Below are 12,753 nucleotides of genomic sequence, written 5' to 3'. Positions count from 1 at the left end.
GTTATGAGGATGGGCGATCTGGGCATCGTGGCGTGGTGAGCACTACGGCAGAGCCGCCCATCGACCCGAACCGGCCCAGCAGCGCACGGATCTACGACGTGTTCCTCGGCGGCACCCACAACTTCGCCTCCGACCGCGCGGTCGCCGCCCGCACCGCCGAACTGCTGCCGCAGACCCCGATGATCGCCCGGCACAACCGGGCGTTCCTGCGCCGCGCCGTCCGGTTCGCCACCGCCCGCGGGGTCGACCAGTTCCTCGACATCGGTTCCGGCATCCCCACCGAGCAGAACGTGCACCAGGTGGCGCCGGAGGCACGGGTCGTCTACGTCGACATCGACCCGACCGCGGTGATCTACGCCCGTCACCTGCTCGGCGACGATCCCCGGCTCGTCGTGGTCCACGGTGACGTCCGCGAGCCGGCGCCGGTGCTGGACGATCCCGCCGTACGGGGACTGCTGGACCTGAGCCGCCCGCTGGGCATCCTGATGGTCGCGGTGCTGCACTTCGTCCCGGACAGCCCGGTGCTCACCGAGGCGCTGCGGATCTACCGGGAGGCCGCCGTGCCGGGCAGCGTGCTGGCGATCTCGCACGTCTCCGCGAGCGCCCAGCCGACCGAGCTGGACCGCGTCGCCGACCTCTACAACCGCACCGGGGCGTCACTGGTCCCCCGCGACCGGGAACAGATGGAACGCCTCTTCGAGGGCTGGACACTCGTCGATCCGGGCGTCGTCTTCGGCCCGTCGTGGCGTCCGGATCCGGGTGAGGAGGTCGACGACCCGGCGCAGTTCCTCACCCTGGCCGGGGTCGCCGTCCGCTAGCGAGTGGAGGCGCCGTCCGCTAGCGCGTGGAACGTCCGCTGGCGACCGGTGCGTCGGCCGGGCGGTCCCCGCCGTCGCACTCGTCCTCGGGTTCGGGTTCGGGTTCGAACGGCTCGGCCGGCGTCGGCGAGCGACCCAGGAGATCGAGCAGGTCGGGGCCGGAGTGCCCGGTGTCGACCGTGCCGCCGACCAGTCCGAGCAGGGTGGCGCAGTTACGCCCGTACCCCTGGATCATGCGGTCCACCCGGGTCGGGTGCCCACACCGGCGGCACGGGCGCATCCGCTCCGCAGAGATCTCGGCCATCCCCCGATTATCGGATGATCGCCGCAACCATGCGCGCGACAGTCGACATCCCGCGATGCCGCTTCCCGTCGGCGGCGTCGATCCCGGTCTCAGTGCCGGCGTCCGCACCCGCGTCAGCCGTCGCCGAGGGCTTCCGCCAGCTCCTCCTTGGTCATCGTGGAACGGCCGGGGATCTCCTGTTCGCGGGCCAGGTCGTAGAGCTCGCTCTTCGTGTGGTGCTCCTCCTCGGGCAGTTTCGCGGTGGTCGCCTCCAGGAACCGCCGGCCCATCTGCTCGCGCTCCTCGGTGGTGAGGCTGTCCTGAAGGATGGGGAGCAGTTCCTCCTCTTCCTCCTGGACGTGGTGCCGCAGCTCGCCGATGATCGCGGCCAGCGTGCCGTCGTAGCCGGGGGCGTCCGGGTTGCCGCGCAGCAGGTTCTGCAGCATCTCCTCGATCTGGTGATGCTCGACCGCGCCGTCGACGACCTCCTCGCCCGCTTCGGCCGCCTTGTCGCGGATCGCCGGGTAGACGAAGTCCTCCTCGGCCTCGGAGTGCGGCAGCAGCATCCGGTGCACCTCGTGCAGGAGCGAGGCCTTGTCGACGCCGTCGTGCGTCGCCTCCTCCAGCAGCTCGTCGACCTGGCGATGCTGCTCCTTGATGACTTCCACGATGTCCGGCACGGAACCCCCTTTAATGCTGACAAATCGCTCCGAAGGGAATTACCCCCACTGCCAGCAAACACTCATCTTTGATCGCGTACGGTCAGCACCGCCGAAATCGAGGGGGAAACACGTGCAAGCGTTCCGGGTCTTCAGGATCACCGCGGTCGCCGAGGCGTTCTCGTGGACAGGCCTGCTGGTGGGCATGTACCTGAAGCACGTCACGCACACGACCGAGGCCGGCGTCTGGTTCTTCGGCAGGCTGCACGGCGCGCTCTTCGTGGCCTACCTGGCCGCGACCCTGTGGGTGGCGCGTTCCGAGCGGTGGTCGCTCTGGCGGACCCTGTTCGGCCTGGCCGCCTCCATCCCTCCCCTCACCACACTGATCTTCGAACGCTGGGTGGCGAAACGTCGCCCGGCAGCGGAGCCGGCGGCCGCCACCGCCTGATCTCCGCGGGCCGGGGAGGGGCGCTGCCCGCCCCTCCCCGGCCACCTACGTGGCAGTGCCGGAGAGCCGCCGCCGAGCGGCGAAGCGACGCGGCACTGCCGGCAAAGCGGCACGCGCCGCCACCGAGCGCCGCCGCCGAGCCGCGAAGCGACGCGGCACCGCCGGTAAAGCGGTACGCGCCGCCACCGAGCGGCGCCGGCGGCGAGTCGGCCGCCGGCTATTTCACCGCGATCGGGTTGACCGGGGAGCCCACGGCGCCGGTGATCGGCAGCGGGGCGGCGGTCAGCCAGAACTCGTAGACGCCGTCCTGCGCGCAGTCCGCCGCGAGCGCGTCCAGATCCCACATCTCGCCCAGGAAGAGCCCGATGTGCGGGATCGCCACCTGGTGCAGCGGTTGGAAAGCCTCCTCGAACTCGTTCGGCCGCACCTCGAAACCCCAGGTGTCGGTGGCGATCGCGGCGATCTCGGTGCGATGCAGCCAGTCCGCCGTGGTGAACGACAGGCCCGGCGCGGGACCACCCGCGTAGTCGCCCCAGCCGTTCCGGCGCACCCGGGCGAGCTGCCCGGTCCGCACCAGAACGATGTCTCCGGTTCCCACCTCCAGACCGTGCGCGGCGATCGTCGCCCGCAGATGCTCCTCCGTGATCGCGAAACCGTCCGGAAGCTCGCCGTCCTCGCCGAGGACGCGGCCGACGTCGAGCAGGACGCCCCGGCCGGCGATCACGCCGGCGACGGTCTCGATCCCGGTGACGGCGTCACCGAGGCTGGTCACCACCTTGTCGGCGCGCCGGCCGTTCCAGGTCATGCCGTGGTCGAAGATGTGCCCGAGCCCGTCCCACTGGGTGGAGCACTGCAGCGGCATCGCGATCACGTCGTCGGCGCCGCCGAGCCCGTGCGGGAAGCCCTGCACGCCGGTGACCGCGTCGGTGCCGGTGTCCAGCATCGTGTGCACCGGGTTGGTGCGCCGCCGCCAGCCTTTCTGCGGCCCGTTCGCGTCGAAGCTCTGCGACAGCGAGAACGACACCCCTCGTCGCACCAGCCGCGCGCCCTGCGTGCGCTTCTCCGGCGTCAGGAAGTTCATGGTTCCTTGTACGTCGTCGGCGCCCCACCGCCCCCAGTTGGAGCAGCGTTTCGCGGCCGCCGCGATCGCGCCCTCCGGGTCCTTGGGATCGATCACCGCGGGCTCCCTGACACATGCGGGCTCCCTGACACATGCGGGCTCCGGGACACACCGCGGAAGACGTCGTCGACCCAGTCGGCGATGAACGTCTGCACGTGGGCGAAGTGGTCCAGCCCGATGTGCTCGGCGCCACCCTCCTCCTTCGTGAAGATCCGCAGCTCGCGCTGAGGGCTGTTGACCGCCTGCTCGTAAGAGCGATGCGCGTACTGCAGGGGGATCTGCCGGTCGTTCTCCCCGTGGGCGATCAGGAACGGCACGGTGATCTGCTCGACGACGCCGTCCAGGTTCACCGCCTCGGCCTTCTTGATGAACGTGTCGAGGTCGGTCTCGCCCCAGACCCAGAGCACGTGGTCCCAGTAGTGCGGGACCGGGTTCTCCCCCTCGCGCTCCAGGCGGCGTTTCTGCACGGCGCCCCAGTCGTGGTTGGCGCCCCAGGCGACGCAGAGGGCGAGCCGCTTCTCGAACGCTGCCGCCCGCGGCGCGTAGTAACCACCGAGCGACCACCCGATCAGACCGATCTTCTCCGGTTGCACGTCGTCCCTGGTCAGCAGGTAGTCGACGCACGCCGTGGCCCAGTCCTCGGTCTCCACCCGGCTGGTCAGGCCGAGGAACCGCAGTGCCTCACCGCTGCCGGGGCAGTCGACCATCAGGGTGTTGATGCCACGGGCGGCCATCTCGTGGGCGAACCCGGACGAGTACATGTGCTCCTTGGTCGAGTCCAGCCCGTTCCACAGGATGATCGTCGGCGCCGCGGCCGGACCGGCCTTCGTGAAGTACGCCGGCAGCAGGGTGCCCTCGAACGGGATCGCCACCCGGGTGGTGTCCGGGTCGATCAGGTCGAACGCCTTCTGCTGCAGGTCGAGCAGCCGCTGGTAGAACGCCTTGCGCCCGGGCGACTTGGCGCTCTGCATCCGCTCGGCCTGGGCCAGGTAGTTGGTGGCCCGCTGATATTTCTGCCCGGCGGTGCGCAGGTGGCCGGCCTTCTCGTCGGCCGCCGCCTGGGTGGCGAGGTCCTCGGCGACGGCGGCCCAGGAGGCCATGAATTCCTTGGTGCCGACGTCCGAGCCCTGCGCCGCGAGGTCGCGGATCGGGCGGCAGGCGCGGTCCACCTCGTCGATCAGGCCGCCGCTGTTCAGGGTGGCGACGACGCCCAGGTTCCAGACGTAGTTGCCGGGAAAGTACTCGAACATTCAGCTCTGCCTCTCTGCTCGCGCTTGCGCCGGGTCACGGCGGCGGACGCGCGGAATTCCTGTGTTCTCTGCTCCGGAAGTGATGCGGTTCGTCAGGCTGCCGATCCCCTCGACGGTCAGCGTCACGACGTCACCGTCGGTCAGCGGCGGCGGATCCTGCGTGCCGTTGCGGCCCCACAGCTCGGCGAGACAGCCGCCGTTGCCGACCGTGCCGGAACCGAGCACGTCGCCGGGCTCGACCCGGCTGTCCCGCCCCGCGTAGGCGATCATCGCCTCGAACGTCCAGCCCATGTTGCTGAGCAGGTCACGGCCCACCTCGACGCCGTTGACCGCGGCGGTGCACCACAGATCGAGGAAGCCGTCGGCGTCCCGGTAGGGCTCCAGCTCGTCGGCCGTCACGATCCACGGCCCGAGGCTGCTCGCGAAGTCCTTGCCCTTGGCCGGGCCGAGACGCACCTGCATCTCCCGGCTCTGCAGGTCCCGTGCCGACCAGTCGTTGAAGATCGTGTAGCCGAAGATCGACCGGTCCGGTCCGGCGATCGCCGCGACCTCGAGCTCGAAGTCGCGGGCCACCGAGGCCGCGGGGAACGGGACGTCGTCGCCCGGGCCGTAGATCGCGTGCGGGTTGGTGAAGTAGAACGTCGGCGCGTCGTACCACGCGTCGGGCACTCCGGCGGACCCGTCCACGCTGCGCCGCACGCCCTCGACGTGCTCCTCGAACGCGACGAAATCGCGGATCGAGCTCGGCTGCAGCGGCGCCAGCAACTGCACTTCCTCCAGGGGTACGGTCTGAGCGACCTCCCGCCGGTGCGCCTCGGCGATCCCGCCCGCGATGATCGAGCCGATCTCCGGGGAGCCCGCGAAGACCCGTACCCCATGGTGGTGAATCTGTCCGGTCTTGATTTCTCCGGCATGACGGAAGCGTGCGATCCGCATGGTCGTCGGCCGCCCGGCTCAGACCGGCGGGGCGACGAAGACGCCGCGGTCGACGTCGTTGAAGGACTGCTTGGCGACGAACTCGTTCATCGGGTTCGCCGTGCCCCACTGATCGCTGACGGTCGGGTCGGAGAAGTCGTAGAGGTGCGGGTGCCAGCTGTCCTCGTCGAGTTCTTCCAGCTCGGTCGTGTATTCGATCGTGTTGCCGTGCGGGTCGAGGAAGTAGCTGAAGGTGTTGTTTCCGGCCATGTGCCGGCCCGGGCCCCACACCTTCTCCACCCCGCCGCGCAGCAGCCGGCCGGTGCCGCGCATGTACTCGTCGATGCCGCGCATCTCGAACGACGCGTGATGCAGGGAGACGTGCGGGCCGCGGGCGATGGCGAGGCTGTGGTGCCAGCGGTTGGTCCGCAGGAACCACATCATCTCGCCCATCCGCGGGTGCATGAGGGTGTCCGAGAGCGCGAAGTTCAGGTGCTTGTCGTAGAAGGCGACGGTCGCCTCCGGGTTCGGCGAGTTGATCACCACGTGGGAGAGCTTGACCGGGACGGACTCGCCCTCCTCCAGCCGGCGGTGCTGCCGGACCGCGACGTCGCAGGAGACCTCGACGGTCCGCCCGTCGATGTCGAAGAACCGGAAGCCGTAACCGCCGCCGGGCGTCTGGAGCTTGCCGGGCTCGCTGACCAGTGTGACGCCGGCCCGGCCCAGACGCTCGGCCAGCGCGTTCACGTCGGTCTCGTTCGCGGCGCCGAAAGCGATCAGGTCGAGCCGCTTCTCGGCGGCCTTGCGCAGCCGCACCGAGTACTGCTCGGGTGAGCCGGCGGCGGCCAGGAACGCGATGCCCTCGTCGCTGGTCTCGGCGTCGAGGCCCCACATGTCGGTGTAGAACTCGAGCTGCCTGTCGTAGTCCGGCACCGCCAGGTCGACGTGCCGCAGGTGCGTGATGAGCCGTTCGTCGTTCGTCATTGCGGTTTCCTTTCAGGCCGGGTCGGCCACGAGCTGGGACACGCGGGCCATCAGGCCCGGGACGTCGCCGCGCTCGTGGGCGAGCTGCCAGGCGGCCAGTTGCAGGGAGGCCTCGACCACGGTCTTCGCCCGGTGCAGGCGGCGGCCGGTGAAGTCGGACCAGAGCGAGTCGGTGACGCTGCCGGCGGTCAGCAGCAGCTGGGAGAGCACGGATGCGTCCTCGAGGGCCTGCGCGGCGCCCTGCGCGAGGGTGGGCGGGCAGGAGTGGGCGGCGTCGCCGATCAGCACCACCCGGCCCCGGTGCCAGGGGCCGTCCAGCACATGGCTCTCGAACGCGGTGTAGTTGACCCGAGCCGGATCGGTCAGCTGCTCCCGGATCTCGTCCCACGGACCGTGGTAGGCGAGCGAGAGCTCCCGCATCGTGGCCAGCGACTCCTCCGGGCCGAGGCGGAACCGGTCCTGCACGGCCTCCACCAGGTACGCGTAGAGGGTGTCCTCGCCGGTCGGGCAGTAACCGGCGATGTAGCAGGGCCCGCCGTAGATCAGGTCGGTCCGGGTCACACTGGCCGGCCGTTTTGTGAACGTGCGCCAGATGCCCATGCCGACCGGCTGCGGCTCGCAGTCGATGCCGAGCCGGCGGCGGGTCCACGAGCGGATCCCGTCGGCGCCGATCACCAGGTCGTAACGCTGCTCCTCACCGGACTCCGCGAACGTGACGCGCACCGTGTCGCCGTCCTGCTCCAGACTCTCCGGGCACCGGTTGAAGTGGATCTTCACCCCGGCCTCGGTGGCGCGGTCGATCAGGATGCGGGCCAGGGCCGGGCGGTACATGCCCAGCGTGGCCGGCAGGTCGGGGCCGCCGGTGCGGATGTCGGTGAGCTCGGCGACGAGGGTGCCGGCCGGGTCGGGGGCACGGATGCCGAGTGTGTCGAACGCGTACCCCTCGGCTTTGACCTTGTCCCAGACGCCCAGCTCGCGCAGCACCCGCAGGGCGTTGCCCTGCAGGGTGATCCCGGAGCCGATGGCTGCGACGTCGGGTTTCACGTCGACCAGGTCGACCGCCACGCCACCCTCGGCGAGCAGGATCGCCGCCGCGGCACCGGCCGCGCCGCCACCGACGACCAGTACGTTACGAACTGCAGGCACGGCTGTTTCCCCTCTGTTTCCCGCTGTGATGGCGACCACTGTCCCGCCGTCGAGGGGTATCAGGGAAGCTCGACTTGGTGATGGCTGCCATTGGTCACGCTTATAGTGGCCGGATGGCCGTCGACCGCATGCTCGCGAACCTGGACCTGAATCTGCTGGTGACCCTCGACGCGCTCCTCCGCGAGCGCAACGTGACCCGCAGCGCCGAGCTCCTCGGCCTCAGCCAGCCCGCGGTGAGCGGCGCCCTCAGCCGGCTACGCAGGCATTTCGGGGACCCGCTGCTGGTCCGGGTCGGTAACCGGTACGACCTGACCCCGCTCGCCAGCAGGGTCGCGGCGCTCACCGGTCCGGCGCTCGCCGGGGTGCGCCGGGTCTTCGACTCCACCACCGAGGTCGACCCGTCCGAATTGGATCGAGAGTTCACCCTCGTCACGTCCGACTACGCCGCCGCCATCCTCGGGCCGATCCTCGCCCGCATGCTCGCCGAACGGGCGCCGGGCGCACGCTTGAGGCTGCAACAGACCACCCCGACCGCGGTCGACCATGCCGCCGACACGCTGCGCACCGCCGACGGCCTGATCATCCCGTACGGTTTCGTGACCGGACTGCCCCATCTGGACCTCTACGAGGACCGCTGGGTCTGCATCGTCTCCGCAGACAACCCGCAGGTCGAAGAATCGCTCAGCCTGGTCCAGCTGAAGCACATGCCGTGGGTCGTCCTCTTCGACCGCCCCACCGCGTTCGCCCCGGCGGTCCGGCAGTTGCGCATGCTCGGGATCGAAGCGCGTGTCGACGTGGTCGTCGACGGGTTCATGCAGATGCCGTTCCTGGTCGCCGGCACCGGGCGCGTCGCGGTCATCCAGGAACGATTGGCCACGCTGATGGCGCCGATCGCCGGGGTACGCATCCTGGAGTGCCCGTTCGACGTGGTCACCCTCAACGAGTCGTTCTGGTGGAACCCGATGAACACCAACGACCCGGTGCACGCGTGGTTCCGCCAGCTGATGATCGAAGCCGCCGATCTGCTGTGGCCATCATTCTGAGTGATGCCCGGCATCAGCGAATCGCTCTTCCGCCGGAGAGGGAGCGCCGCCCATAGTCGGGGCCACCGAGTGTGACCTGGACCACCGGAAGGCTCTCCCTTGTCTCTCACCGCCTCCACACCCATACGTCAGGCCGGCCTCACCCAGCTGGTGCTCCTGCTCGCGGGCAGCTGCCTGTCCGTCCTCGGCGCCGTGCTGATCGCGCCGGTCCTGCCGCAGATGACCGACCACTTCGCCGGCGTCCCCGGCGCCGATGCGCTGGTGCCGATCGTCCTCACCGTGCCGGCCCTGATCATCGGCCTGACCGCCCCGTTCGCCGGCTTCATCGCCGACCGCATCGACCGCAAACGGGTGCTGGTCGCCGCCATGGTCGGCTATTCGATCTTCGGCACCGCCCCGCTCTACCTGGACTCACTCCCTGCGATCATCGGCAGCCGCGTCCTGGTCGGACTCTGCGAGGCCGCGATCATGACGTGCTGCACCACGCTGATCGCCGACTACTGGTCCGGCCCGCGCCGCAGCCGCTATCTGGGCATGCAGACCCTGCTCGCGTCGGTCTCCGCGACCGTGTTCCTCGGTCTCGGCGGCGCCCTCGGCTCGTCCGGCTGGCGGACGCCGTTCTGGCTCTACACGGTGGCCGTCGCGCTCGCCGTCCCGATGGCGATGCTGATCTGGCAGCCGGCCCGCCCCGCCGTGTCCGCCGCGCTGCCGCCGATCCCATGGCGTCAGCTGCGCGTTCCGTGCCTGGTCACGCTCGCCGGCGGTGTCGTGTTCTACGCGCTGATCGTCGAACTGTCGTTCGTGCTGGACGAGGTCGGCGTGACCGCGACCGCCACGATCGGCGCGCTGAGTGCCCTGATGTCGCTGGCCACCGCCGTGGCGGCCGGCTCGTTCGCGAAGCTGTCGGGGCAGACTCCGCGGACGTTGCTGCCGATCGCTTTCGGACTGTCAGCGGCGGGATTCCTGGTGATCGCGGCGACGCCGTCGGTCCCGGTGATCACGATCGGCGCGGTGCTGACCGGCGCGGGCACCGGGTTGTTGCTGCCCACGCTGCTGACCTGGGCGACCAACGGATTGTCGTTCGAAGAACGAGGCCGGGGTACGGGATTGTGGACCGGCACCCTGTTCATCGGTGAGTTCTTCTCCCCGATCCTGATCACCGGAGTGGGTGCGGCGGTGGGCGGGTTGCGCCCGGCGCTCGGCTTGCTCGGCGTGGTGGCGGCGATCCTGGCCGTCGTGATGGTGATGGTGGTCCCCCGAGACGCGCCGCGGCTCAACATCACCCAGGTTGACTGAACCACATGTGTTGACTTGAGACGGGCACGTTGACTTGAGACGAACATTGACCACTCAAGTCAACTCGACCTCTGCCTGTCGGGCGCATCAACATGAAAGACGATCGCGGACGTTTCCCGGCTGCCCGGGTAACGTCCGCGATCGTCATTGATGACGCCGGTCAAGCAGCGCGCAGCCGGGCCACCTCGGAACGAGCGTGCCGGACTCCGGCGCTGTCGGCGCCGGCCGAAACGGCGAGCTGATCGGCCAGGTCGTGAGCGGCTTCGAGCCGGTGATGACGGGCTCGCCGGTCGGCCTTGCCGTGCGCCGCCTTGCGGTAGGCCCGGCGCTGCTTCCATCCACCGGCCAGGGCGTCGAGCTCCTCACTGGTGATCACCCCGGCTTCCGCCTCCGGCAGCATCACGTCCCGCATCGCCGCGCGTTCCGGACGCACGGTCAGGTGGAAGACCGCGATGACGACGGCGAAGGACCCCGGCAGACTGAGGATGATGACGGCGGAGGCGATCACGCCGTTGCTGTAACCGCCGGCGCTGTCCCACAGCCCGTGCAGCAGCATCGAGGTCAGGATCAGCCCGATGCCGAGCCCGGCACGGCGGCGCTGCGCCACGGTGCCGACCAGGTAGACGACACCGGCCCCGACGACCGCCGAGTAGAGGATGTGTGAGGAGAAGCCGCTCAGCAGCCGGAGCCCGACGGTGTGCAGGCTGGCCCCGATCTGATTCGAACCGAACTCGGCCGGGGCGGCGTTGAGGGCGTAGAAGATGTCCTCGAAGACCTCGAAGCCCAGACCGGCGAACGCCCCCAGGATGAACCCGTCGTAGGCGGTGCGGACCACCCGGGGCGCGATGAACAGCAGCAACAGCACCGCGGCGCCCTTGCCGAGCTCCTCGAAGATCGGCGCGCTCAACGCGGGACCGAACCCGAAGTCCTGGCCGAACCACTTCTGCAGCAGGTCGACGAACGCGGAGTTGCCGGACAGCGCGATCGCCCACGGCGCGGCCAAGCCACCCCACACGAACGCCGCGACGATCAGCTTCAGCGGCTGCCGCGAGTAGCGGTCGATGCGGGTCGTGAACCACCAGAACAGCACGCCGTAGAGGGCGAAGATGATGGTGCTCGCGGCCAGCGCCGGCGCGTACAGGCGAACGCTGTAGTTGACCTGGCCGAACAGGCGCCAGACGCCGTAGCCGACGAGGTACAGGTAGAGCCAGAAGGCGGCGTTGCGGGGCTGCCACAGGTACACCGGGTTACCCCAGCCGGTCCGCTCGATCGCGGCCTGCCGGGCGGCGATCGCCGGTTCGGGTACGGCCACGGGCACCGGTTCGGACGTCGTCGTCATGATCCACTTCCCGGGGCGATCGACCGCACCGACCGCAGCATGGCAGCGATCTGCTGCGTCACGTTGTCCTGCACCTGCTGCGGTCCGACGATCTCGATCTCCACGCCGGTGCCGCCGAAGACGAACGCGGCAACCAGTCCGACGGACTGCGTGCCGTCGTAGTGGGCGGCCACGCCGTGCTCGCCGGCGGCGTTGGTGATCGTCACCGGCTCGCTGGTGACATGCAGACCACCACCATCCGGTACGCGTAGTCCCGCGTCATTCTTCTTGATCTGCTCCAGCAGCTGCGCCGGCGTGCCGTCGTAGGTGTCAGTGATGATCTCGAAAACGGTGCCCTGATAGGACACCGCCGCCGTCGACGGGTACTCGCCGCCCGGACCCGGTTGTCCCTTCCGCAGGCCGAGAAGAAGGTTGGCGCCCACGGCCGGCACGAACTCCACCGCGGAGCCCACCTGGATCACGTCACCGGCGACGACGGGATCCTCGACCGTCACCCGATTGTTGATCGCCGGCAGGATCCACACCGCGACCGCGAACAGCAGCAGGACCACTGCGGCCGGCAGCAGTGTCCGCTTGTCCAGCCCGAGCAGGCGCCGGTCGACCGGAACCCAGTTCTCCTGCCAGCGCTGCGCGTCGGCCGGATCTGATACGTACGTCTGCGTCATGTAGTCGTCTGCCCCCCACAGAAATTGATCACGACGCTAACAGCGGAAAAGCACGTTCGCGACCTGGGAGTTTGCCACCGTGTTAACGCTCACTGACAATGCGTGGCGAACTGGGCAGCACTGCCGACACGACGGGCGTCATACGGATCAACTGGTCGGCAGGCGCGCCGATCCATACGACCTACCCGCACGATCGCGCTCCAGCCAGCCCGTCTCGACGAGCATGCGACGCACTGCGGCCACGTCGTCAGCGACCGGAGCGATCCTGGCGTTGACCTCGTCCTCGGTGAGCACGCCCTCGACAGCCAGAAAACGGGCGAACAATTCGGCGATCTGTTGATACCGGTCACTCAACGTGGGCGGCAGTCCAGTCAACCTGCCGTGCGAGAAATACGACTTGAGTTGCGGAAAATCAATCAACAGCGCGTTGATCGGCTGCTCCCGGTCCAGCAACTGCGCCGCTTCGCGCAACACGTCAGCCCGTACCCGGAAAACGCCGTTCCCCGTGCCGCCGGCCAGCCCCGCCCCGACCAGTCGACCGAGCAACTCGGCGACCTCGGGCTTCGGCTGGTCCAGATAGATCGACAGCTCGGCGATCGTCGCACCGTCGGAGCCGGCGCGAACCAGTTCGGCGAAGGCCCGCAACCGTGCCGGGCGGGACAACTGCATCAGGAGGTCAGCGGCGCGCGCGGCGGCAATGGACATCCCTGCACCGTAAGCGGGACACCATCCCACAGCATCCGAATAAACGCGGCATCCGCATAGACCCGCCCTCCCGGGGTAATCA

14 protein-coding genes are annotated in these 12,753 nt (G+C 69.3%); 4 read left to right on the top strand and 10 right to left on the bottom strand.

Annotation, left to right across the window (positions count from 1 at the left end; translation table 11 throughout):
• The first annotated feature begins 35 nt into the window (after positions 1-35).
• Entirely contained in the window at positions 36-818 is a 783-nt protein-coding gene (locus AMIS_RS18130) for an SAM-dependent methyltransferase (RefSeq protein ID WP_172666600.1), read from the top strand.
• A gap of 19 nt (positions 819-837) precedes the next feature.
• On the opposite strand, the gene AMIS_RS18125 is transcribed toward AMIS_RS18130, so the two are convergent.
• Both AMIS_RS18125 and AMIS_RS18120 read right to left on the bottom strand, forming a co-directional pair.
• Entirely contained in the window at positions 838-1,122 is a 285-nt protein-coding gene (locus AMIS_RS18125; RefSeq protein ID WP_014443800.1) for a hypothetical protein, read from the bottom strand.
• Positions 1,123-1,235: 113 nt separating this feature from the next.
• Positions 1,236-1,781, bottom strand: coding sequence for a hemerythrin domain-containing protein (locus AMIS_RS18120; RefSeq protein ID WP_014443799.1), 546 nt, complete (start codon positions 1,779-1,781; stop codon positions 1,236-1,238).
• Between the two features lie 112 nt (positions 1,782-1,893).
• On the opposite strand from AMIS_RS18120, the gene AMIS_RS18115 reads away from it, so the two are divergent.
• A complete protein-coding gene (locus AMIS_RS18115; RefSeq protein ID WP_014443798.1) occupies positions 1,894-2,208 on the top strand; it encodes a DUF3817 domain-containing protein in 315 nt (104 codons plus the stop codon).
• 217 nt (positions 2,209-2,425) lie between these two features.
• On the opposite strand, the gene AMIS_RS18110 is transcribed toward AMIS_RS18115, so the two are convergent.
• From AMIS_RS18110 to AMIS_RS18090, 5 genes are read right to left on the bottom strand one after another with little or no spacing between them, the layout of a single operon-like run.
• Entirely contained in the window at positions 2,426-3,385 is a 960-nt protein-coding gene (locus AMIS_RS18110; RefSeq protein ID WP_014443797.1) for a cyclase family protein, read from the bottom strand.
• Positions 3,382-4,578, bottom strand: a complete 1,197-nt coding sequence (locus tag AMIS_RS18105; RefSeq protein WP_014443796.1) for an alpha/beta hydrolase family protein — start codon at positions 4,576-4,578, stop codon at positions 3,382-3,384. Before AMIS_RS18105 ends, AMIS_RS18110 begins: the two co-directional genes overlap by 4 nt.
• Positions 4,579-5,514 carry a fumarylacetoacetate hydrolase family protein gene (locus tag AMIS_RS18100; RefSeq protein WP_014443795.1) on the bottom strand — a complete coding sequence of 312 codons (936 nt, stop codon included), beginning with the start codon at positions 5,512-5,514 and terminating at the stop codon, positions 4,579-4,581.
• A gap of 18 nt (positions 5,515-5,532) precedes the next feature.
• Positions 5,533-6,477: a VOC family protein gene (locus AMIS_RS18095; protein ID WP_014443794.1), complete on the bottom strand. Its 945-nt coding sequence runs from the start codon at positions 6,475-6,477 to the stop codon at positions 5,533-5,535.
• Between the two features lie 12 nt (positions 6,478-6,489).
• Positions 6,490-7,623, bottom strand: a complete 1,134-nt coding sequence (locus AMIS_RS18090; protein ID WP_014443793.1) for an FAD-dependent monooxygenase — start codon at positions 7,621-7,623, stop codon at positions 6,490-6,492.
• Between the two features lie 113 nt (positions 7,624-7,736).
• Here AMIS_RS18090 and AMIS_RS18085 point away from each other — a divergent pair, with 113 nt between their 5' ends.
• On the top strand, positions 7,737-8,666 hold the full coding sequence (locus tag AMIS_RS18085; RefSeq protein WP_014443792.1) for a LysR family transcriptional regulator: 930 nt from the start codon (positions 7,737-7,739) through the stop codon (positions 8,664-8,666).
• Positions 8,667-8,765: 99 nt separating this feature from the next.
• Entirely contained in the window at positions 8,766-9,962 is a 1,197-nt protein-coding gene (locus AMIS_RS18080; protein WP_014443791.1) for an MFS transporter, read from the top strand.
• Positions 9,963-10,122: 160 nt separating this feature from the next.
• On the opposite strand, the gene AMIS_RS18075 is transcribed toward AMIS_RS18080, so the two are convergent.
• The 3 genes from AMIS_RS18075 to AMIS_RS18065 form a co-directional block, all read right to left on the bottom strand.
• Complete coding sequence (locus AMIS_RS18075; protein WP_014443790.1) at positions 10,123-11,301, bottom strand: PrsW family intramembrane metalloprotease; 1,179 nt, start codon at positions 11,299-11,301, stop codon at positions 10,123-10,125.
• Positions 11,298-11,966, bottom strand: coding sequence for a hypothetical protein (locus AMIS_RS18070; protein WP_014443789.1), 669 nt, complete (start codon positions 11,964-11,966; stop codon positions 11,298-11,300). The genes AMIS_RS18075 and AMIS_RS18070 overlap by 4 nt, the downstream gene beginning before the upstream one ends.
• A 147-nt stretch (positions 11,967-12,113) precedes the next feature.
• On the bottom strand, positions 12,114-12,671 hold the full coding sequence (locus tag AMIS_RS18065; RefSeq protein WP_014443788.1) for a DUF2087 domain-containing protein: 558 nt from the start codon (positions 12,669-12,671) through the stop codon (positions 12,114-12,116).
• Positions 12,672-12,753: the final 82 nt, after the last annotated feature.

The organism is Actinoplanes missouriensis 431, assembly GCF_000284295.1.
Taxonomy (GTDB): domain Bacteria; phylum Actinomycetota; class Actinomycetes; order Mycobacteriales; family Micromonosporaceae; genus Actinoplanes; species Actinoplanes missouriensis.
The sequence above is the reverse complement of the archived record's forward strand: the minus strand, read 5'-3'. Positions and strand labels throughout refer to the sequence as shown.

Excerpts from the sequence above, each read along its gene's own strand:
- AMIS_RS18125 (WP_014443800.1), bottom strand. The coding sequence starts at position 1,122 with ATGGCCGAGATCTCTGCGGAGCGGATGCGCCCGTGCCGCCGGTGTGGG.
- AMIS_RS18105 (WP_014443796.1), bottom strand. The coding sequence starts at position 4,578 with ATGTTCGAGTACTTTCCCGGCAACTACGTCTGGAACCTGGGCGTCGTC.
- AMIS_RS18100 (WP_014443795.1), bottom strand. The coding sequence starts at position 5,514 with ATGCGGATCGCACGCTTCCGTCATGCCGGAGAAATCAAGACCGGACAG.
- AMIS_RS18095 (WP_014443794.1), bottom strand. The coding sequence starts at position 6,477 with ATGACGAACGACGAACGGCTCATCACGCACCTGCGGCACGTCGACCTG.
- AMIS_RS18085 (WP_014443792.1), top strand. The coding sequence starts at position 7,737 with ATGGCCGTCGACCGCATGCTCGCGAACCTGGACCTGAATCTGCTGGTG.
- AMIS_RS18075 (WP_014443790.1), bottom strand. The coding sequence starts at position 11,301 with ATGACGACGACGTCCGAACCGGTGCCCGTGGCCGTACCCGAACCGGCG.
- AMIS_RS18070 (WP_014443789.1), bottom strand. The coding sequence starts at position 11,966 with ATGACGCAGACGTACGTATCAGATCCGGCCGACGCGCAGCGCTGGCAG.
- AMIS_RS18065 (WP_014443788.1), bottom strand. The coding sequence starts at position 12,671 with ATGTCCATTGCCGCCGCGCGCGCCGCTGACCTCCTGATGCAGTTGTCC.